The organism is Mastigocoleus sp. MO_188.B34, assembly GCF_030065675.1.
GTDB lineage: Bacteria > Cyanobacteriota > Cyanobacteriia > Cyanobacteriales > Nostocaceae > Mastigocoleus.
Genome location: NZ_JASJDK010000009.1, coordinates 52,168 through 72,255, shown reverse-complemented (window position 1 = coordinate 72,255; position 20,088 = coordinate 52,168). Strand labels below are relative to the sequence as shown.

Sequence of the window (20,088 nt, the reverse complement as noted above, 5' to 3'; positions counted from 1 at the left end):
TGAACTGAGGCAAAAGAATATCTAACTAAATATCTAAACCAACAACCGTCAGGTGCGGTGGATGCTCCACAGTAAATTGATAAAATACATCTTGCTTACCTTCAAATGGAATTATTAAATCCCAACTCAAAATTCCCATTTCACTTGGGTGAATCTGGGGACTAGTACGACTGAGACGAACTTTGATTTGCTCGTTGCGACTAACCGGTAGTTGTTCAAATAACTTTAAATTAGCTTCGTTTTGTAATAAATTAGTAATTACTAACTTGTAGGTATAAGTTATTTTACGATTATTACCAATCAATTTTTTATCAACTTGACGTTCTACTAATTCGCGTTCAATTTTTAACCCTTCATCAATACCCAAATTTAATTTAAACTCTTCACCAGCAACAGTATTTGCGATTTCGGTAGTTCCGACAAATACATCGTCACGAAATATATTTGCTTTTCCAGGTAATAAGGTCGCACCATTCAGACTATTTTTCACATTAGCTTGTAAATAAGCAAAGCTAACTAAACGGGGCATTGTTACATAATCAAAACAGCAAGGGTAATCATCATGGAAAATTGTTGTTTTGTGAGGCGTACCATCACTAAGAATATTACTTTTATTTTTTAACTTGAAGGTGACAACACTTCCTTGTTTAGATACCTTACCATTAAGACTTTCTGCTCCAATTACAGTTTCACTTTCATTATTTGTTTCTTCTTCAGCCATTTCTAATGAAAAAGCAATTTCTTCTGAAGATCCCTCATAATCATCAGGATTCATTGAGTAGGAACGTGAAAGGGATCTTCGTTTCTGTTGAACAGCAACCGGTACAGCAGGTTTATCAATGTACCAAGGTTTTAATTGTGGAGGTAGGGTACCCAAACCCGGTTTAGCAGTAGAAAGTGTTAAAGCAACATCATTCCAGTCTTCACCACTATTTTGAGAAATTTCAGCTAAATAACTCAAGTAAACACTGTGGCTCACACTATCAACTCTTAAATCATAGACGGGAGTCCAAGTTGCGCCTGTAACGACATAAGAAATTTCTAGCTCGAATTCACCACTTCCTGTTGCTTCTATTGCAATCAACAAACTGAAACTGCTAGTTGAATTTGGTGTTTGTAGAGATTGCAACTGTAGTTTTAGGACTTCAATTTGTTTATCTATTTCTTTTTGCTGACTCTTGTATTCCCCTGTTGCAATAGCATATTCACTATATTGACTTCCCAAAAAATTGACTAAATCCAAAGTTTCACTCAAACTCATATTTTTCCGTGCCAGACTCACAGAAAATTGTTCTTCAGCTTTCTCCTGTAAACCCTCAATAAATTTAGATTGCAAACTTAAAGCATCTACTTGTGCTTGTAAATTACGTTTCTGAGCTTCTAAATGTTTGATTTGTCTTTCTATCTGTGTTTGTCGTTCAATAATCGATTCTGTTGAATATTTTTTTTCAGTATTTACCGTGAGTAGACGTACTGGTATTTTACCACTTCCTTTCACACGTACTGATTCAGGTTTAAGAGTTACTGGCAATTGATTGATTATTAAAACACTTTCTTCTCCAGTTAGCTCTACCTTTGCTGTGCGGGTTACTAAAGCTTGTTCTTTATAGACGGTGACTGCAATAATCCGGCTTTCTAGAGTTTGTTTATCAATTTCTAAGTCTGATTCTATCACCACCATTTTCCTCTTAATTTTTAATTATTTTCTTTTTTTTATTTTTAGTATTGAGAACTTCTAAAGTCAATCATTCATCAATCGTGAATTTTTAATAATTAATTCTCAGGAAAAAGTATGAATATTTAATCTTTCTTAGTTTTATTTTTAGTATTAATAATTAATGTTTTTTAGTATTTCGATTTAAAAATTGATGATATGTGTTTAATTAAAATATTAGAGTTTAGGTTGGCAAATCAAGATTTTATAACTTAAACTTTAGAATATTAAGACTTATAATTTAAAATATAGAATTCAAAAATCAGAATATAAAGTTCAGACTATAGAATTTAAAATATAGAATTCAGAATTCAGAATTCAGAAGACAGTAAGTAGATATTTGTCTAACTAGAACTATCTGCTGAATTCCAAAAACCGAATCATCTGCTAATTACTCCTGAACTTTTTATTGGAATAGCATATGGTGCTTTCAGGGGGGAACATTGTTTCCTCTGGTAATTTCACAAAATCAAGTTGATATTTTCGAGAATCTTTTTACTGCGTTTCAAAAAAATTAAGCAGGAATAGTTACACTTTCATCTCTAATTTGCTTAACTGCATCTAAGAGATATTCACAATAAGTCTTAGCAACTATAGATAGTTGTTTACCTGATGGATGAACAACGTACCAATGACCCTGGATGGGGAAATATTCCACATCTAAAATGGCTATATCACCTTTATATGGAATCAATGTGTGACGGGATAAAACTGAAATTCCTAAACCGCCAGCAATTGCTTGCTTAATTGCTTCGTTACTACCTAGTTCTAACTTAACTTTGACTTTTACGTCATGTTCTTTCAGTAGACTTTGTACCGCTTTGCGCGTTCCTGAACCTGGTTCTCGCATAATAAATGCTTCCTCACTCAGGCGTTGAATGGGAATATTTTTCTCTTTTGCGAGGGGATGATTTTTAGGTGCTAAAACCACTAAAGGATTTTCTAAAAATGGTTGATAGCTAACATCAATATTCTCAGGGACTCTTGTCATGATATACAAATCATCTTGGTTATTACCCATCCGTTCGAGAATACCTTCATGATTTGTAACTTGAAGTGAAATATCAATTCCCGGATATAGTTGGCAAAATGGACCCAACAAACGGGGAACAAAATATTTGGCGGTGGTAATCGCTGATAGACGTAATTGTCCCTGTTTTAAACCCTTGAGATCGGCTACTTTCATATCGAACTGAGCCAAAGTATCAAATACTGACAAACAAGTAGAAAATAATTCTCTCCCTGCTTCTGTCAAAAACAAACGCTTACCAACCTGTTCAAACAATGGTAATCCTACTGCTTTGGTCAATTGCTTGATTTGCATAGAAACAGTAGGTTGAGTAAGAAAAAGTTCTTCTGCTGCACGAGTAAAACTTGCATGTCGTGCCGCGGCTTCGAACACTCTTAATTGATGTAGTGTTACTTGGTTCAAGTTAAACTCTCCTGCAAAAGTAATTGAATTTATTGTTCTAGTATCACTACACCCCTACATATGCTGCATCTGCGAGGAGATGAGAATCTAGGGGTTGGATCATAGATATTTATCTATGCTACTTATCATTATAACGGTATTCCCTTTATGGTTTTAAAGAGCTATTATCAAATTAGCAAGCAAAGCGTAAGATGCCTTCCAGCCAAAGTTACACATCAATTAACATGGTGTGTTTCGGGGGATATTAATGAAAACGTTGTATTAACCTTCTCCCACTAGGTTGCCTACAACGTTTTTTTCTTTTTTAGTTTTTTTCTTTTTTAATGGATTGGTTTCATGTATGGCGCTGAGCGCAAGTCATTAGCATATCCGTAGGTAGCGCAGCTTTCTTGCTTTGCCGACGCTACATATCCTAGATATTGTAGGGCGTAAGCACAGAAAAAGTCAAAACCGACTTAGCATTATGACTCTCACACAGACGTAGAGCGCTACGTCTTTATAATTCGTGAATCCTGACTCCCAAATTCTCTAGTTATTCTTCTATAATTGTTTCTTTAACTGTTTCTGGTACTTGACTCAAATCTGGCAATTCAACTAATTCTGCCTCAGTAATAGGTTCTTTGATATTTATTGGTAGGTTCAATGGTTGACGTTCTTCAATCCAACAATTAGCAACGGGTAAAGTCTTTTCTAACTCATCCAGAGGTCTAGGAATGACCATAATTGCATTCAATTCACCAATTCTTTCGGCTTCATACATTCCAGCTTCTACTGCAACAGCAACATTTGCTACGGAACCACGGATAATTGCTGTACAAAGACCCGCTCCAATTTTTTCATATGCGGCTAATTGGACATCAGCGGCTTTAAGCATTGCATCGGCGGCTCCTACTACTGCAGGAAAACCTTTTGTTTCTACTAAACCAACTGCTAAATTACTTAAGCGAGAATAACTATTTTCTTGAATAATTTGACTGAGGCGACCTGTTATTGGTAAAACAACGTCTAAGTTTGGATAAGGTCGAGGGATTACCAAGCTAGAAACATACTGACCGAATTGCTTGGCGGTATCTTCTCCTGACTCTATAGCCAGACGAACATCAGCTACACCACCACGAATAATGGCTGTACAATGTCCGCCACCAATTTTTTCATATCCAACTAGGTGAACACCAGCTGATTTAAGCATCATATCCGCAGTCCCCACAATGGCAGGAAAGCTACGGGTAGAGACTAATCCCAAGGCACTATCCATAAATAAGGTTTGCCTGTGAGACGACTTGTTGTGTGTCTCCATGAAATTTCTCCGGGACTGTTAATCGCAAATACAACTACCAATTTACAATTAACACAATTCATATTTATTCTTCTGGTGAATCATCAGATTCAGGTTGGTTTAACGGTTGTCTGTGAGGGAATAAAGTGATTAATAAGCGGTTAATATTAGTTTGTCCATAAATATGAGCGCCGAAATTACCTGGTGATTCAGTGGCTGGTGCATTGGGTTGGGAACCAGAAGAAGATTTCTCAGTTTTATCGGGCTCGTTATTTCCTAGCTGATTTTCTTCAGGAGATGGAGTTTTCAACTCTTTTTCCTGAGATGTTTCTGGGGATTGGGAGGATAAATTTTCGCTAGGATTTTTCGTATTAACTCTTCCATTCATTGATCCTACATTCCCTGAGGGAGAACTTACAGATTCAGGATTTGTAGTTGAGTTTAACTGTTGTGTATTGCTATTCACCTCGAGAGAAGGTACTTCCTTGATGGGATTTGGTACTCCTAGAATTGAACCAGGTGCAACTATTTCTCCGGGTGCAACAGAAGAATTAAAAACTGTTGAAGCTGCTCCGACACAAGCATTTTCTCCAATTGTACCTGCACCAACCATCAGAAACCCAGCACCTAGATTAGCTCCCGCTCCAATTACAATCATTCCCCGGGCAGCTTGAAGAATGGACCCCATACCAATACAAACTCCTGCTGCAATAATTATTTTGCTATTTGGAGCTGCTTGAAGTATTACTCCTGGGGCAATAACTGCAGTTTGGTGAATACTAACTTCGCCACTGATATGTATGTCAAATTGATTGCCTAAACGCAGTGGCGGCACAGACATAAGAATATTAACCTTATTAGAGCCAAAAATTATACAAGCAGATGTTTGAGGGATAAAACTCGCAGGCGTAGGTTTTATTTATTTCAGCAATTTATTTAACTTAACTAAATTGTTAAAACTAAAAACTTACCCTTATGAGAAATTTGAGGAATCAGAGAGTAGAAAATACTTACTTGTAAGTCAAATTAGAGAATCATCAGAAAAGTTATTCTTCAGAGATTATTATGACTGAAAAAGAGTTCTTCTCGGAAAAGACTTATTCTTAGTAAATAATTCTTCCTGATAAATAATTATTCTTGGAAAAATATTCTCTTTGACTTTTGTGAGCTTTTACTGTTAAATTTTTGAGTTCCAAGTATTCAGCTAAGTATCTAATTAAATATTGAGCTACTAACAACCAAGATTATTGTGGAATATTGTGACTGAGAATTTCCCTAAGGTTGTTATTTTGTTACTCGTTAATTTTTCTACTCCCTAAAATCTCAGTTTTGCTAATTATGGACGCTGAATGATAGTTTCTAAGACACGACGCTTAGCTTTTGGATCGATACCAACTAAACGCAGGTATTCACCTTGATATTCAGCCATGTAAGATTCCAAAGTCTCAATAATTTGTTGTTCTGAGGTAGATTCTATTTGTCCGCAGCTTTGCCAAGAACCGGTACGGAAACGTCTCTTATCTACATGTTCAGCACTGATTTTATACCCACCAGCTAACAATTGTTGGATCTGAGATGTTACCTCAGAGCTTAACTGAGTGGAAATGGTAGCTGTTGAACCTGCACTACTTGTAGGAGCTTTACTAAATGAAGTTGATCTACCGGAGGAATAATGACCATTGCTAGAAGAAGATGTTGCAACTGCGCCATTAGGTCTTTGAATAATTGTTTCTACCACCCGACGCTTAGCTTTTGGATCGATACCAATTAAACGAACATATTCGCCTTGGTGACTTTCCATGCAATCTACCAACTCCGCGACTACTTCATTGGTAGAAGTGGTTTCAATTGGTCTACAACTTTGCCAAGAACCGGTACGAAAACGTCTTTGGTCTACATGTTCTGTTCCAATCCGGTAACCACTAGATAGTAATTGGCGGATTTGCTCTACAGTTTCGCTACTAAGTGCGCCATTACTGGAACCATTGCTGCTAGTACTAGCACTACTATAGCCATTACTGTAACTAGTAGGTGCGCTGTAGGAATTAGCTGGTGCTTGATAAGAACTTGTTGTCGAAGAGCTTGAATTACCGTTAGGACGTTGAATAATTGTTTCTAATATACGACGTCTATCTTTCTGGTCAATACCAAATAAGCGGACATATTCTCCGCTGTGCTCCACCATGCAGTTTTCTAAAGCTGCGATCGCCTCGTTGAGGGATCTAGCTTCAATGGGCTGACAACTATGCCAAGAACCAGTACGAAAACGTCGTTGGTCTACATGTTCTGTACCGATTTTGTATCCTTGGTTTAATAAGTAGCGTACCTGCTCTACTGTTTCACTACCTAGGCTATTATTAAACACTTCCTGACTCCTTTGTGACCTTTCAACTTCTAATCTTTCAACTTGATCGTTTGTATAAGATTTTTCTATTTGACTGCGGAAATTTGTAATGCACTTATTATCTTCGATACACAGATAACCGGCCCGCAATTCCTGGTTTATTCCCACTACATGATGGGCAAATTCCTTGTCTTCTCCCTGAACATCTGGTAATCGATCGGCTTGTTGTTGAGTTGTAATTACTGCTCCTGAAGCTACGTATTTACCTGGAGGAATTTCCACATCTTGTATTAAAGCATGCATCATTACGATGCAGCCAGCACCTACTTTGGCATTGAAAACAGTAGAGCGAAAACCAATAAAAGCATCATCGCCGATGTAACACGGACCATGAATTAAAGCCATATGGGTAATACAGGCGTCTTTACCAATCCAGATTGAATATTCTTGTTGGTCATCGCCAATAACCCTTCCCTGTTCTAATCCATGTATCACTACACCATCTTGAATATTAGTATTTTCACCAATATAAAAAGGTGTACCTTCATCTGCTCTAATGGAAGTGCCTGGAGCTACAATTACATTCGGACTAATCCGAACATCTCCAATAATGTTGGAAAAAGAATGCACGAAAGCACTTTCGTGAATCTGTGGTTCAGCTAAATCCCTCGACCAGGTTGTGGGGGGAGCCGCCGTACTGCGGACTACCATCGAATTATTCCTCCTCATATACAGCTATCAGCCGTTCAGCTATCAGCAATCAAACCCAGCTACATAAACTGCGATCGCTGATTATTTAAACCAAGACAAATAAAATCAAGACAAAAAACAAACTATTCCAGCAAATAAATCAAGCAAACAAAGCTGTCTTTGTGAGGAAGTTAACTGAACGGCTAACACAATTGTCCCGATAACAATTTCCGGGTCGCAATTTCCGGGTCGCAATTTCCGGATAACAATTTATTGATAATCATCTTTCTTGCTGTATATCAAGCGATTATCAACATTTACTGTATCGATGATCGCGACAACAGCCGCATCAAGGGGGCGCTGTTCGCTACCATCAAGCTTGCGAGCGGCACTTCCGCGACTGAGTAGGACCCATTCATTGACTCCCGCACCAACGTAATCAGCTGCCACTTCATATTTCGGTAAGATCCGTCCTTCCTCATCCACTAACTGCAACAACAGTAGCTTTACACCTCGAAGACTAGGATCTTTTAGAGTGCTAACTACTGTGCCGCGCACTTTGGCGATTTGCATTACGCTTTATGGTCTACCACCAAAAGGACGAATTGCGTTGACATTTTCACGGAATTGTTCCACATCTTCCGTATAGCGAATTGGCAGAACGTATTCTAAGTTTTCGTGGGGACGAGCAATAATATGTGTAGATAGAACTTGTCCGCCATTAACTCTCTTCACATTGTCAACTCCAGCTGCAACTGAAGCTTGAACCTCGGAAACATCTCCGCGCACGATTACGGTAACGCGACCGCTACCAATTTTTTCATAACCTACTAAGGTAACGCGAGCAGCTTTCACCATCGCATCAGCAGCTTCCACTACTGCCGGAAAGCCAAGCGTTTCTACCATTCCCACTGCAATTGACATTATCTTGTTCCTTAATAAGAGGCTAATGAAAACAAAAATCTAATACGAGCTTTGAACATACAAGCTTTGAATGCAAGATGACTATTAAAGCCACATCTTTTAACTTCTCAAACCTAAGGTTCCTGGGGTTTAAAACTTATAAGGTTTCAAACTTCTAAAGTTTTAACCTGACAAAATATAAGATTTCTAATTTTCAAATTTAGGATTCCCATCAGGACTCCTCAAATTTCAAATTTCAACCTAAGGTTTTTAAAGTTGCAAATTTCTACAATCTAAAATTTCTCAAGTATCAACCTTCTAAAGTCTAAAATTCCTTAAATATAAGATTTTTTAAATCTCAGACTTCTCAAACCTCAGATTCCTACAACCTTAGATTTCTAAAATTTCAGACTTCCCAAATCTCAAGCTTTTAAAATCCCAGATTCCCAAAATTTCCAACTTTAGAGAGAAATTTTAGATTCTATAGGGAAGGATGTTGAAGCCAATAAGATGATTAATGACATGTCAACGAAAAACCCGATACAGTAATATTTTCTCACCTTTGGGTCATACAAATTGGCAAATTTACAAATCCCTTCATCCTTTTTATTGCTAAGTCCTAAACTGTTCTACTGCTTCCGTATAGCGAATTGGCAGCACGTATTCTAAATTCTCATGGGGACGAGCAATGATGTGGGTGGATACGACTTCACCACCATTAACTCTTCTTGCGGCTTCTATTCCTGCTGCTACGGAAGCTTGGACTTCAGAAACGTCTCCACGGACAATTACTGTCACGCGAGCGCTACCAATTTTTTCATAACCTACCAAGGTCACTCGAGCGGCTTTTACCATCGCATCCGCAGCTTCCACTACCGCCGGAAAGCCTTTGGTTTCAATCATTCCAACTGCAATAGGCATCGCAAAACTCCCACTAACTTAAATCAACTGGTACAACAAAGGTGAAAATTTAGACCGGGGGTATTTTTCCTTGTGCTCAATAAAGCGTTCTCAAATTAAGCATATGAAAGCTTTGTCCCCGTGGCAATATAAATTACTATAATAGTTCATAATAAAATAGTTTTAAAAAACTTAACATATCTTGATGACGGCTTTTTGCTTAATAGAAGTTGACTTTATTCGTAAAGCAACCATTTGTGTTTTATAATTTCTTTATATCATTAGGTGTAACTGATTTACCGCAAAGAATTTTCTATGTCGCGCAAAGGAATCACAAAGTTTTAAAAATCTTGGGAAGCTTGTTCCTTTAGCTTTACAATGGAACAATAAAATTGATAGTTAAAATTAACAGTAATTATAAAGATAAGTTGTGGTTATCAGAAAGATAGATTGCCATCGTAGCTCCAAAAAAAATTGAATAAATCAAAAGTTAAGTGTGAGTTTGTGGAGGTACTTTTTCATAGATATTTAAATCTATGGGAATAAAATGAGATGGCAAAATAACATCTATCAAGAGGAACTAAAATGCCCCAAGATTAACTTGATGTCCAATGATTCCATTGGGCACTCATTCTTGTAGGGGTAAATCGTCAAGGATAATCTACATGAATCAATTTCTCTTTGTTACGTCTTGGTTTGTGCCCATTTATGGCTTAGTTGGGGCGCTTCTAACATTGCCTTGGGCGACCGGAATAGTTCGCAGAACTGGACCAAGACCGGCTGCTTACTTTAACTTGTTGACCACATTGTTGACCTTTGCTCATAGTCTTTTTGTATTTAAAGATTTCTCGAACAGAGGTCCGGAAACTCTAATCGTTCACTGGTTTAAGGCTGTAGATTTAGATTTATCTTTTGCCTTGGATATCTCACCCATCAGCATGGGGGCTGTAGCATTAGTTTCTGGTTTAAGTTTTCTCGCTCAACTTTATGCCCTAGGGTATATGGAAAAAGATTGGGCGGTTGCACGTTTCTTTGCTTTGATGGGTTTTTTTGAAGCGGCGTTATGTGCTTTAGCTATTAGCGACTCCCTGTTTTTCTCCTATGCTGTTTTGGAAGTTTTAACCTTGTCAACTTATTTGATTGTAGGTTTTTGGTATGCCCAACCTTTGGTGGTAACAGCGGCAAGAGATGCTTTTTGGACAAAGCGGGTCGGAGATTTGTTACTACTGATGGGAGTAGTTACCCTTTCCGTTTTTGCAGGTAGCTTAAACTTTTCTGATCTGTATGAGTGGGCGCAGACAGCCGAATTAAGTCCTTTAACCTCGTCTTTGCTTGGTTTAGCCTTAATTGCTGGTCCTGCAGGTAAGTGCGCCCAATTTCCCTTGCATTTGTGGTTAGATGAAGCAATGGAAGGACCCAACCCTGCTTCTGTACTGCGGAATTCTTTAGTAGTAGCTGGCGGTGCTTTTGTGTTGTATAAAATGCAGCCAATCTTAGCCTTGTCACCAGTAGCTCTTAGCACCTTAGTTGTTCTTGGAACAGTGACAGCAATTGGTGCAAGTTTGGTCTCGGTAGCTCAAACAGATATTAAGCGGGCTTTATCCCACTCTACCAGTGCTTATATGGGGTTGGTGTTTTTGGCGGTAGGGATGCAACAAGGCGGCGTTGCGCTGATGTTTTTGTTCACCCACGCGATTGCTAAAGCACTGTTATTTATGAGTGCGGGTTCAGTAATTTATACCACCTCAAGTCAAGATTTAACGGAAATGGGTGGTTTGTGGTCAAGAATGCCTGCAACTACAACGGCTTTTCTAGTAGGTGCTGGGGGAATGATAACTCTATTACCCTTAGGTAGCTTTTGGGCGATGCTGTCTTGGTCTGATGGCTTAGTTTACTTTACTCCTTGGGTGATTGGAGTTTTGTTGTTAGTAAATGGTCTAACGGCGTTAAATTTGACAAGATTTTTCCGACTAGTGTTTTGGGGAGAACCGCAGCCAAAAACCCGTCGTGCACCGGAAGTTCATTGGCCGATGGCGTTACCAATGGTATCTCTAACGATAGTAACTTTGTTAGTTCCTGTAATGCTGCAGCAATGGTATCTGTTACCTACATTGGATAGCGTTAATTGGTATGTAGCATCATCATTGTTTGCTTCTAGCCTCTTAGGAGTAGCTATTGGTTCTAAGATTTATCTCCACAAAGCTTGGTCGAGATCGAGATTGATGTCATGGCGAATGATCCAGGATTTATTGGGGTATGACTTTTACATCGATAAAATCTATCGCATAACCATTGTTTCTGTTGTGGGCTTTTTGTCCAACATATCTGCGTGGTGCGATCGCTATTTAGTTGATGGATTCGTCAATCTCGTTGGTATTGTAACTGTATTCGGCGGACAAAGTTTAAGGTATAGTGTTTCCGGTCGTTCGCAAGGATATTTGCTGACGATTTTGGTAGGTATCAGCATTTTAGGAATTTTCTTGGGCTGGTCTCTAGGTTTATTGGATAACTTACCGTTTTAAAGAAGATATTAAAAAGTTGATTTTGTTTGAGGTTTTATGAATATCAAACAATTCATAGAAGACATAGGGAAGGGGAATTTTCAACAAAATATCTTTCTTTCGTAGAGACGTTGCGATGCGGCGTCTCTACATATCACAATGTCCCAGAAAAATGCTCCAGAAAATCTGCGAAGGAAAAATATTCCCAGGGTAATATTTCCAGAGTAATATTTCCAGGTTAATATCCCTAAAACAAGATTTACAGAACAAATCGATAGTAAATAAGCTTCTCAAGCATAAATTTTTCACATATCAGGCTTAATTCAAAAGGTAGTTCCGAACAGTTTTATTCCTGGAATTAGGAATGTAGAAATACAAGTTCCAAACTCTGTATATCAAGCTTTAAAGCTATATCCGTTCATCTTAATTTACTTAACGTACCTGAATCTATGACCCATAATTTTTTTTCTAGACTATGCTTAGTACTTTGATTGTAGTGCCGCTTTTAGGTGCGGCGATTATTGGTTTATTACCAGGAAAAATTAACAGCAAAGCTTTTCGCTCATTAGCTTTAGTTTTTGCTACCGTCGCCTTTATTTGGACAATTGTTATTGCTTATTTTTTTCAAGTAAACAATGTCACTCAACAGTTCGCCGAATTTTTGCCCTGGATAGATGCTCTAGGTTTGAACTACCACTTGGGTATTGATGGTCTGTCCTTACCTTTATTGGTTTTGAATGGGCTATTAACTTGCGTTGCAATTTATAGTAGCGACATTTCAATTCCAAGGGCAAGATTCTATTATATTTTGCTGTTACTGCTAAATGTTGGCGTAACGGGGGCTTTTCTCGCGCAGGATTTACTGCTATTTTTCCTGTTCTACGAATTAGAACTCATACCCTTATACTTGCTAATTGCTATTTGGGGCGGTCAACGTCGGGGTTACGCTGCAACTAAATTCTTAATTTATACAGCAGTTTCCGGTATTTTAATTTTAGCAAGTTTCTTGGGTATAGTTTGGCTTAGTGGTGCGAATAGTTTTGCTTTGCAAGGGTTAAACACCACAGCCCTACCCCTAACAACCCAGCTAGTATTATTGGCTGGTATTTTGGTTGGTTTTGGGATAAAAATTCCCATCGTCCCTTTTCATACCTGGTTACCAGATGCTCACGTTGAGGCTTCCACACCGATTTCTGTATTGCTCGCAGGAGTACTACTGAAGCTGGGAACCTATGGAATTTTACGCTTTGGGATGAACTTGCTACCTGATGCTTGGAATTACCTTGCACCTTGGCTTGCAACTTGGGCGGTAGTTAGCGTCTTATTTGGTGCTTCCTGTGCGATCGCTCAGAAAGATATGAAAAAAATGGTAGCTTATAGTTCCATTGGACATATGGGCTATATCCTGTTAGCTGCAGCAGCTTCTACACCATTAAGTATTTTGGCTGCGGTGATGCAAATGGTGAGCCATGGTTTAATTTCTGCATTGTTATTTTTGTTGGTTGGTGTCGTCTACAAGAAAGCAGGTAGTCGAGATTTAGATGTAATTAGAGGACTATTGAACCCAGAGCGGGGTTTACCGTTAATTGGTAGTTTAATGATTTTGGCGGTAATGGCTAGTGCAGGTATTCCTGGAATGGTCGGTTTTATCTCAGAATTCATTATCTTTCGCAGCAGTTTTGTGGTGTTTCCAGTTCAAACCCTGCTATGTATGCTTGGTACTGGTTTAACTGCTGTTTATTTCTTAATACTTGCTAACCGTGCATTTTTTGGACGTTTATCAGAGCAAGTTGTTAATTTACCACGGGTATATTGGTCGGATCGCAACCCAGCAATTATTTTAGCGATTTTAATTGTAATTTTTGGTATCCAACCTAGTTGGTTGACGCGTTGGAGTGAAACAACAATAACTGCAATGGTAAATCCGCCAAATCCCATTGCTATTGTTTCCTGGTACCAAGAAAAAGGTCAAAATTGAGAATTTGGTTGTCAGTTAACAGTTAAAAACCCATTACCAGTTACCAATTACCCATTACCAATTACCAACGACCAATTCCTGTCTAGGGAGAGTTCACAATGTTAACCGCTAAAAAGAAATCTTCGCCACATCCTTTATCGGAATATATAGAGCGTTTATTAAATAACGAAACTTTACTTCCTAATAGTGAAACTAATCTTTTAGAAGTAGTAGGAATTTTGAAAAGTTATGGCGTTGTATTAGATGCTTATTCAAATAATCTAATATATATCGCTCAACATCAGTTTTTAGTATTTTTTCCTTTCTTTAAATACTTTAACGGAGATATCAACAGCAAAAAGTTATTTCAGCATTGGTGGCATGACCGGATAAATTATGAATATGCCGAGTATTGCATGAAAGCAATGTTATGGCATGGTGGTGGTGGTTTAGATGAATATTTAGATTCGCCAGAATTTGAACAAAGAGCAAAAGCTGTCATTACAGCAAAGTTTAAAAATAATCCCTTCGTTCTTGCTGTTAACAAAATATTTCCCCAGTTTTTAATCGAACAGTTGCGGGTTTATAGTTACTACAGTGGTTTGGGTCAATTTTGGCGGGTGATGTCTGATATCTTCATAGATTTATCAGATCTCTACGATGAAGGTAAAATTACATCAATTCTTGAGGTTGTAAACCACATTAAAGCCGGCTTGGTAGCAGCAGCAGCTCAACCAATTACTTACACCGTCACAATCAAAGATAAAGACTATGACATCATTCCCAAGTCTGTAGGATTAACTTTCTTGATGGATACGGCTGTACCTTATGTAGAAGCTGTTTTCTTTCGAGGAACACCTTTCCCTGGAACTGTCTCTTATAATGCTCAAGCGCGTCAAATTCCTCCGGTTCAAGGGAATTTCCAATATGGGGCGTTGTATGCAGATCCTTTACCTATTGGTGGTTCTGGGATTCCTCCCACATTGCTGATGCAAGATATGCGTCACTATTTACCAGATTATTTACACGAATTTTATCAGAAAACCCTCCGGGGAGAAGATGATTTACGGGTAAAAATTTGTGAAACTTTCCAAAAATCAATGTATTGCGTTACTAATGCTGCAGTTGTTGGATTAATGCCCCATTCTCCTGATACTCAAGATCCAGAAGAACAGAAAGCAAACCAAGCTTATCTTGAAGGATGGATGGATCGATTGATTAATTCTCGTTTACACAACGTTAATAAGTAATAAGTAATGAGTAATGAGTAATGAGTAATAAGTAATGAGTAATATGGGTAATAAGTAATAGGTTACTTCTTCTGACTTCTGCTCACCGTAGGTGCGGTCTGTTCTGACTTCTGCTCGCCGTAGGCGCGGTCTGTTCTGACTTCTGACTTCTGACTTCTGGCTCGCGCCTACCGCTATATTTTTAAAGACGCACCAATAGCACTGGTGCGTCTCTGCTGTTTATTTCAATTTGGTTGTTTACTTTTCCTCACTCCATCAAAAGAAAAATTATCAAATTTCTTTGGTACTTAAATGATTGATTCAAGCAACATGTTGGAGTTGATAATTGAGTTGAATATTAAATAGATCTTGGAGATCTACAGAAAATCCTGGTAAAACATTTTCGCCAAGAAGAGTTGGAGCTTTTCTAAAACCAAAAGCAACAATTTCTCGAATGTCATATTCAAGAATGTCACACTTTTGAGTATTACGTTCTTGAACATCACGAACGCGATAAATTTCTACTGATGATTTTTGGGGGTTAATTAACCAACCGAGACGGGTTCCATTTTCGATATATTCGCGCATTTGAAGTCTCAATTGTTCCAGAGATGTATCCCCTTCAAAAATTTCAATCACAAAATCGGGACATACAGGTGGAACTGATTGTTTTTCTTCATGAGATAATGCATCCCATTGCTCTAATACTACCCAAGATAAATCTGGAGAGATATGAGAACCATTGGGTAGTTTGAACTGTGTTTGATTCTCAAAGATGTACCCAGCCTTTTTATAATGATTCCAGTCAGCTAATTCTGCAGCTAATTGTTGACGTATAAATTTAATGCCACTATCAACGAATAGCATAATATCTCGCCTCGCTTCTGCTATTTTTTCATGCGCTATTCAACTTGCCCCACACAACCTGGTAAAAAACTGTTTCTCTCAAACAGTGCATCTAAGGTTCCATTGTAACCTTAATTTTTCCGTAGCTATTTCACTAAGGATGTCTATTCTATTATTTGTTATTTCTATTTGTCTATACAACGCTTGGAAATTGTTCAATTCTGAGTATTCTATAAGTATTACTTATGTGGAGATAAAATACTGTGCTTTTTGAACATTTGAATATTTCCGATGCATTATCATGAAATCATGTCTGTTAACTAATATCACCTTTGAAGTGATATTAATCATCACATATTTCATAATGTAAATTGTTATGTATTTAGTATTGACTAATTATTTGAATTAATATTGATAATTTAGTTAAGAGATTTTCAATCAAAAAATATATAAAATCAAAAAAGACGCATTTTAGTGCGCCTCTAAAGATAAAAATTATTTGTTGAATTTATATTTTTCTAATTCAAGCCTTCTAGAAAAATAAGAAAATACCAGAGTAGGGTGTGTTAGGTGCAAGCCGTAACGCACCGCATGCTAACTCATGGTATGAAATAACTTATCCTTGCTATGGTTAAGTATTTCCTAAAAACTTAGATAAATTACTATTCAGAATTACGTTTTTGATTTAAATATTCTAGGATAAAGAATAGTAGCTTTATTAGCGCGATCGCAACTGGCGCTTCCGGTAGCAACCAAGCAATTAGAGTCGTAAAGATAAAAGCGATCGCCTTTAGTAAGTACGGGTTGATTTTAGGCTTTTTTGGTGATTTGGGCGATCGGGAGTTTTTAACAGTTTTAGCTTTTGTTAACATGTTTCACTTTGCTGGTTTACTTGTCTCCCTAATAATCACAAAGTAGAGTATTAAAGCGTGAGAGCGAGTAAAAGCGATTTAAAGCGACTTAATACGAGCATTAATAATCATCAAATCGTACTAATCTTTTAAAAACCTAAAATTATCAGCTTTTGTAGAGACGTTGCATCCAAGGTCTCTACGGAATTACAACTATTTAAAATACTTCCACGCACTACCACGCACACTTAAACGCACTCTTTCGCTACATTAGAAAAAACTAGCTTGCAAGTTGCTGATGGGTACCAACAAAAGACGAGGTGGTTATCTCGCCACGGTGGAGGGAGTTAAGAAACTCAAGGAAGCAAAAAGAATAAATAAATATACTTATGAAAATATTAGAGAAGAAGCAAAGGTAACATTAGATCAAGTAAAACGATTATTTAATCCTCAGTGGGGTAATGGTAAATACAAAATTGGGGAGGAAGCAGTTGAAGGTATGAATCATTGTATTTCTCAAAAAACTTATTGGCGTAACGGAGTGATTATTGAAAATGAAAAGAATAAAGCTTTAGTCAAAGCTGATAGAGAAGATAAGAAAATTATTATTCGTGTTAAAGGTCCAGAAAATACCAGACGCAATCTTTTGAGTGCAATTCGTTCTCAATTTGACTATATTCATACAACTATTCCTGGTATTACTCCACAGGAAAAAGTACCTTTGCTAGACCGTCCAGAAACTTCCCCAGTAGATTACCAGTGGTTATTAAATTTAGAAAGAAAAGGTATTAGGGACTTCATCCCACCAGGACTTACTGAAGAAAGGAATATTGAACAGTTACTCAATGGTATTGATGAACCAAGCAAACGTAGAAACGAGTTCCGTAATGCGTAATTTTTTTGAAAAAATTTTGGAAAAAAGTAGGGTGTTTTAGCGCAAGCGTTACGCACCATCCACAATCTTTTGGTGTCGTTAATCTTCCGTCTAAAACACTGTTGTATATTAATCTTCATGACGGTGCGTTACGGCGCGACATAGTAAAAGTAACCTAAAAAATATTCTTTTGCGCGCCTAACACACCCTACTTTGCTACCTACCGTGCTGTGGAGAAATCAAAAATCAAGAATCTAATCGTCCATTAATTCTGGCGTTGAAACCGTAAACTTGACGATCGCCAGCTAAAGGAATAACTGTAACTTCTTTCTCATCACCCGGTTCAAACCGAACAGCAGTTCCAGCAGGAATATCAAGACGCATTCCCCGTCCTTGTTCTCGGTCGAAATTTAAAGCTGCGTTGACCTCATAAAAATGAAAATGGGAACCAACTTGAATCGGGCGATCGCCTGTATTTGCAACTAGTAATCTTACTGGTTGACGACCTGCATTTAATTCGATTTCCCCTTCTGGGGTAATAATTTCACCTGGAACCATAAAAAAAAGTCAAAAGTCAAAAGTTAAAAGTCAGAAATCAGAAGAAATAACCTTACTCATTACTCATTACTCATTACTCATTACTCATTACTCATTACTCATTACTCATTACTCATTACTCATCACTCATCACTCATTACTCATCACTCATTACTCATTACTCATTACTCATTACTCATTACTCATCACTCATTACTCATTACTCATTACTCATTACTCATTACTCATCACTCATCACTCATTACCGAATCGGATTATGCACCGTAACTAACTTCGTTCCATCAGGAAAAGTAGCTTCCACCTGCACTTCATTGATCATTTCTGGAATACCTTCCATAACATCATCCCGAGTTAACAAAGTAGTTCCATAACTCATTAAATCTGATACCGTGCGTCCATCCCTCGCACCTTCTAAAATTGCAGCAGAAATAAAAGCGATCGCTTCAGGATGATTTAACTTTACACCCCGTTGTTTACGCCTTTCTGCTAATAAAGCAGCGGTAAAAATCAACAGCTTATCTTTTTCCTGCGGTGTTAATTGCATTTTCTTTGTGTCTAAAACCGTTAATCAATCTTTTCTGCACCCTTTGCATTTGTGCGATCGCTTTAAAGCAACCAAACCCGAGGAACAGAACTACCACGATTTAAAAAAGATGTCCGTAATAATAACCAGACACTAATAAACCAGTTTCGCACTTCTGCAGTAGAATTACCCCGATATCTACATAAAAATCCATTATTTAAACGAGTAACACCTGAGGTTGGGGACTGGGGATTGGACTTCCAAAGCGATCGTACTTGTTCGACTATGTCTTTAGAAATGGTATTACCAACAAATATCAAACTTCCAATAACTGCTTGTCCTGCTAAACCGTTGGGACTATGGAAAATTTCTTCACTACCCGGTAACCATTGTCTATCTATCCACAGGGGTGTACCTTCTTGGTAAATTTCTGTGTGCGATCGCCAATTTCCCTGGACAAATTTTTCTCCCCTAGCGGTACGTCCAAATCGGTTAATTTCCCAACCTAAAAAACTAGCATTACTTGCTAAGTTTACTCGTAGGTCTTGATGATAGTCCGCAGCATTAAAAACTATTGTTTCTTGGGGTAACCATTCCAAACAAGCTCTTTCATCAATATTTATCTCAATCTTTTGTCTTGCTTGGATTCCATTGCTGCGATAAATTTTACTTGCTGCGGCTGTTGTAATTAATGCTTGAGAATTGGGTTGTAAGTCAAAATTACACGATAGGCGATCGCCACCAACCACACCACCAGCAGTATGCAAAATTATGCTGTGACAAATCTTTTGTCCTTCTGCATGAGTTTGCGCTTCTGGATATAATGGACGCTGTACCTTTAATGGTGCTTGATTTTTTTGTTCAACAATAACTGTTTTTCCCTGACGAGGAGCATAAGTTAAGTTGAGCATCCCATGCCAGTTTTCCGAGCATGGTTCTTTAGGATTGATTATTTTAGGATTAAGTACTTCAGAGTTGAGTACTTCAGGGTTAAGATCTGAAGGCTGAATCACAAATCATGTGGATCAAGTAAATATAAATTTAATTATATAAATTTAAACCTACTGGAGATAGAAAGCAACCATACGCTTCAACCGTCGAGCGCGGTTAGAATAACTTCTCAGGACATCTATTGCAAACATAGGAGTATTTTCAATTGCAAAAAGAAAACGTTCTCGGTCGAGAGATGCGATTATGCAATCAGTTTTAGCGATCGCTGTTGATGCTCGGTCGTGTTTTGGTTGAACTAAAGCTCCTTCCCCAAAAACATCGCCTGTTGTAATTGTTTCTACAACTTTTCCATCAACTATCAGATCGACCTCACCTTCAATAATGCCGTACATCACACTCCCAGTTTCTCCTTCCTGAAATATCGTCTGACCGGCGACATAAGTAAGGGGAGAAGATGATTTTTGAAAAATTTCAACTGTTTTGACTGGTTCTGACACTGGTAAAATAAGTTTTATTTAATAAAAGGTTAAGCTAATCTA

The 20,088-nt window shown here is 37.8% G+C and carries 18 protein-coding genes; 4 read left to right on the top strand and 14 right to left on the bottom strand.

Translation table 11 applies throughout. From position 1 onward, the window contains the following. Window positions 1-25 precede the first annotated feature (25 nt). The 8 genes from QNJ50_RS03685 to QNJ50_RS03650 form a co-directional block, all read right to left on the bottom strand. A complete protein-coding gene (locus QNJ50_RS03685; RefSeq protein ID WP_300632124.1) occupies window positions 26-1,675 on the bottom strand; it encodes a mucoidy inhibitor MuiA family protein in 1,650 nt (549 codons plus the stop codon). Between the two features lie 553 nt (window positions 1,676-2,228). Continuing rightward, window positions 2,229-3,146: a LysR family transcriptional regulator gene (locus QNJ50_RS03680; protein WP_027843913.1), complete on the bottom strand. Its 918-nt coding sequence runs from the start codon at window positions 3,144-3,146 to the stop codon at window positions 2,229-2,231. A 532-nt stretch (window positions 3,147-3,678) separates the two neighbouring features. Beyond that, window positions 3,679-4,443, bottom strand: a complete 765-nt coding sequence (locus tag QNJ50_RS03675; RefSeq protein ID WP_300632121.1) for a BMC domain-containing protein — start codon at window positions 4,441-4,443, stop codon at window positions 3,679-3,681. A gap of 64 nt (window positions 4,444-4,507) precedes the next feature. Further along, a complete protein-coding gene (locus tag QNJ50_RS03670; protein ID WP_300632118.1) occupies window positions 4,508-5,263 on the bottom strand; it encodes a transferase in 756 nt (251 codons plus the stop codon). Between the two features lie 495 nt (window positions 5,264-5,758). After that, window positions 5,759-7,477, bottom strand: coding sequence for a ribulose bisphosphate carboxylase small subunit (locus QNJ50_RS03665; RefSeq protein ID WP_300632116.1), 1,719 nt, complete (start codon window positions 7,475-7,477; stop codon window positions 5,759-5,761). Between the two features lie 249 nt (window positions 7,478-7,726). Further along, a complete protein-coding gene (locus tag QNJ50_RS03660) occupies window positions 7,727-8,029 on the bottom strand; it encodes a EutN/CcmL family microcompartment protein (protein WP_300632114.1) in 303 nt (100 codons plus the stop codon). A gap of 6 nt (window positions 8,030-8,035) precedes the next feature. Further along, window positions 8,036-8,380: a carbon dioxide-concentrating mechanism protein CcmK gene (locus tag QNJ50_RS03655; protein WP_027843908.1), complete on the bottom strand. Its 345-nt coding sequence runs from the start codon at window positions 8,378-8,380 to the stop codon at window positions 8,036-8,038. Window positions 8,381-8,971: 591 nt separating this feature from the next. Continuing rightward, window positions 8,972-9,280: a carbon dioxide-concentrating mechanism protein CcmK gene (locus QNJ50_RS03650; RefSeq protein WP_010995042.1), complete on the bottom strand. Its 309-nt coding sequence runs from the start codon at window positions 9,278-9,280 to the stop codon at window positions 8,972-8,974. A 644-nt stretch (window positions 9,281-9,924) separates the two neighbouring features. On the opposite strand from QNJ50_RS03650, the gene QNJ50_RS03645 reads away from it, so the two are divergent. The 3 genes from QNJ50_RS03645 to QNJ50_RS03635 all read left to right on the top strand — a co-directional run bounded on the left by QNJ50_RS03645 (window position 9,925) and on the right by QNJ50_RS03635 (window position 14,967). Then, a complete protein-coding gene (locus QNJ50_RS03645; protein WP_300632098.1) occupies window positions 9,925-11,781 on the top strand; it encodes an NAD(P)H-quinone oxidoreductase subunit F in 1,857 nt (618 codons plus the stop codon). 454 nt (window positions 11,782-12,235) lie between these two features. Further along, the gene (locus QNJ50_RS03640) at window positions 12,236-13,738 is read left to right on the top strand and encodes an NADH-quinone oxidoreductase subunit M (RefSeq protein ID WP_300632096.1); all 1,503 of its coding nucleotides are present in this window, start codon (window positions 12,236-12,238) and stop codon (window positions 13,736-13,738) included. Between the two features lie 98 nt (window positions 13,739-13,836). Beyond that, entirely contained in the window at window positions 13,837-14,967 is a 1,131-nt protein-coding gene (locus QNJ50_RS03635) for a CO2 hydration protein (protein ID WP_300632093.1), read from the top strand. A 300-nt stretch (window positions 14,968-15,267) separates the two neighbouring features. Here QNJ50_RS03635 and QNJ50_RS03630 read toward each other — a convergent pair whose 3' ends face one another. Both QNJ50_RS03630 and QNJ50_RS03625 read right to left on the bottom strand, forming a co-directional pair. Next, a complete protein-coding gene (locus QNJ50_RS03630; RefSeq protein ID WP_300632091.1) occupies window positions 15,268-15,813 on the bottom strand; it encodes a Uma2 family endonuclease in 546 nt (181 codons plus the stop codon). Between the two features lie 641 nt (window positions 15,814-16,454). Then, window positions 16,455-16,664 (bottom strand): hypothetical protein, encoded by a 210-nt coding sequence (locus tag QNJ50_RS03625; RefSeq protein WP_300632089.1) that lies wholly within the window; start codon window positions 16,662-16,664, stop codon window positions 16,455-16,457. Between the two features lie 277 nt (window positions 16,665-16,941). Between QNJ50_RS03625 and QNJ50_RS03620 the strand changes: the two genes are divergently transcribed. Then, window positions 16,942-17,538, top strand: a complete 597-nt coding sequence (locus QNJ50_RS03620) for a hypothetical protein (RefSeq protein WP_300632086.1) — start codon at window positions 16,942-16,944, stop codon at window positions 17,536-17,538. 225 nt (window positions 17,539-17,763) lie between these two features. On the opposite strand, the gene QNJ50_RS03615 is transcribed toward QNJ50_RS03620, so the two are convergent. The 4 genes from QNJ50_RS03615 to QNJ50_RS03600 all read right to left on the bottom strand — a co-directional run bounded on the left by QNJ50_RS03615 (window position 17,764) and on the right by QNJ50_RS03600 (window position 20,046). Beyond that, entirely contained in the window at window positions 17,764-18,075 is a 312-nt protein-coding gene (locus tag QNJ50_RS03615) for an urease subunit beta (protein WP_300632083.1), read from the bottom strand. A 241-nt stretch (window positions 18,076-18,316) separates the two neighbouring features. After that, window positions 18,317-18,619 (bottom strand): urease subunit gamma, encoded by a 303-nt coding sequence (locus QNJ50_RS03610; RefSeq protein WP_027846152.1) that lies wholly within the window; start codon window positions 18,617-18,619, stop codon window positions 18,317-18,319. A 62-nt stretch (window positions 18,620-18,681) separates the two neighbouring features. Continuing rightward, window positions 18,682-19,509 (bottom strand): urease accessory protein UreD, encoded by an 828-nt coding sequence (locus tag QNJ50_RS03605; RefSeq protein ID WP_300632171.1) that lies wholly within the window; start codon window positions 19,507-19,509, stop codon window positions 18,682-18,684. 150 nt (window positions 19,510-19,659) lie between these two features. After that, a complete protein-coding gene (locus QNJ50_RS03600) occupies window positions 19,660-20,046 on the bottom strand; it encodes a cyclic nucleotide-binding domain-containing protein (protein ID WP_300632078.1) in 387 nt (128 codons plus the stop codon). Window positions 20,047-20,088: the final 42 nt, after the last annotated feature.

What these genes read in the sequence shown, in the direction of transcription:
- QNJ50_RS03675 (WP_300632121.1), bottom strand. Translation starts at nt 4,443, where the DNA reads ATGGAGACACACAACAAGTCGTCTCACAGGCAAACCTTATTTATGGAT.
- QNJ50_RS03670 (WP_300632118.1), bottom strand. Translation starts at nt 5,263, where the DNA reads ATGTCTGTGCCGCCACTGCGTTTAGGCAATCAATTTGACATACATATC.
- QNJ50_RS03665 (WP_300632116.1), bottom strand. Translation starts at nt 7,477, where the DNA reads ATGGTAGTCCGCAGTACGGCGGCTCCCCCCACAACCTGGTCGAGGGAT.
- QNJ50_RS03660 (WP_300632114.1), bottom strand. Translation starts at nt 8,029, where the DNA reads ATGCAAATCGCCAAAGTGCGCGGCACAGTAGTTAGCACTCTAAAAGAT.
- QNJ50_RS03655 (WP_027843908.1), bottom strand. Translation starts at nt 8,380, where the DNA reads ATGTCAATTGCAGTGGGAATGGTAGAAACGCTTGGCTTTCCGGCAGTA.
- QNJ50_RS03650 (WP_010995042.1), bottom strand. Translation starts at nt 9,280, where the DNA reads ATGCCTATTGCAGTTGGAATGATTGAAACCAAAGGCTTTCCGGCGGTA.
- QNJ50_RS03645 (WP_300632098.1), top strand. Translation starts at nt 9,925, where the DNA reads ATGAATCAATTTCTCTTTGTTACGTCTTGGTTTGTGCCCATTTATGGC.
- QNJ50_RS03640 (WP_300632096.1), top strand. Translation starts at nt 12,236, where the DNA reads ATGCTTAGTACTTTGATTGTAGTGCCGCTTTTAGGTGCGGCGATTATT.
- QNJ50_RS03635 (WP_300632093.1), top strand. Translation starts at nt 13,837, where the DNA reads ATGTTAACCGCTAAAAAGAAATCTTCGCCACATCCTTTATCGGAATAT.
- QNJ50_RS03630 (WP_300632091.1), bottom strand. Translation starts at nt 15,813, where the DNA reads ATGCTATTCGTTGATAGTGGCATTAAATTTATACGTCAACAATTAGCT.
- QNJ50_RS03625 (WP_300632089.1), bottom strand. Translation starts at nt 16,664, where the DNA reads ATGTTAACAAAAGCTAAAACTGTTAAAAACTCCCGATCGCCCAAATCA.
- QNJ50_RS03620 (WP_300632086.1), top strand. Translation starts at nt 16,942, where the DNA reads ATGGGTACCAACAAAAGACGAGGTGGTTATCTCGCCACGGTGGAGGGA.
- QNJ50_RS03615 (WP_300632083.1), bottom strand. Translation starts at nt 18,075, where the DNA reads ATGGTTCCAGGTGAAATTATTACCCCAGAAGGGGAAATCGAATTAAAT.
- QNJ50_RS03610 (WP_027846152.1), bottom strand. Translation starts at nt 18,619, where the DNA reads ATGCAATTAACACCGCAGGAAAAAGATAAGCTGTTGATTTTTACCGCT.
- QNJ50_RS03605 (WP_300632171.1), bottom strand. Translation starts at nt 19,509, where the DNA reads ATGCTCAACTTAACTTATGCTCCTCGTCAGGGAAAAACAGTTATTGTT.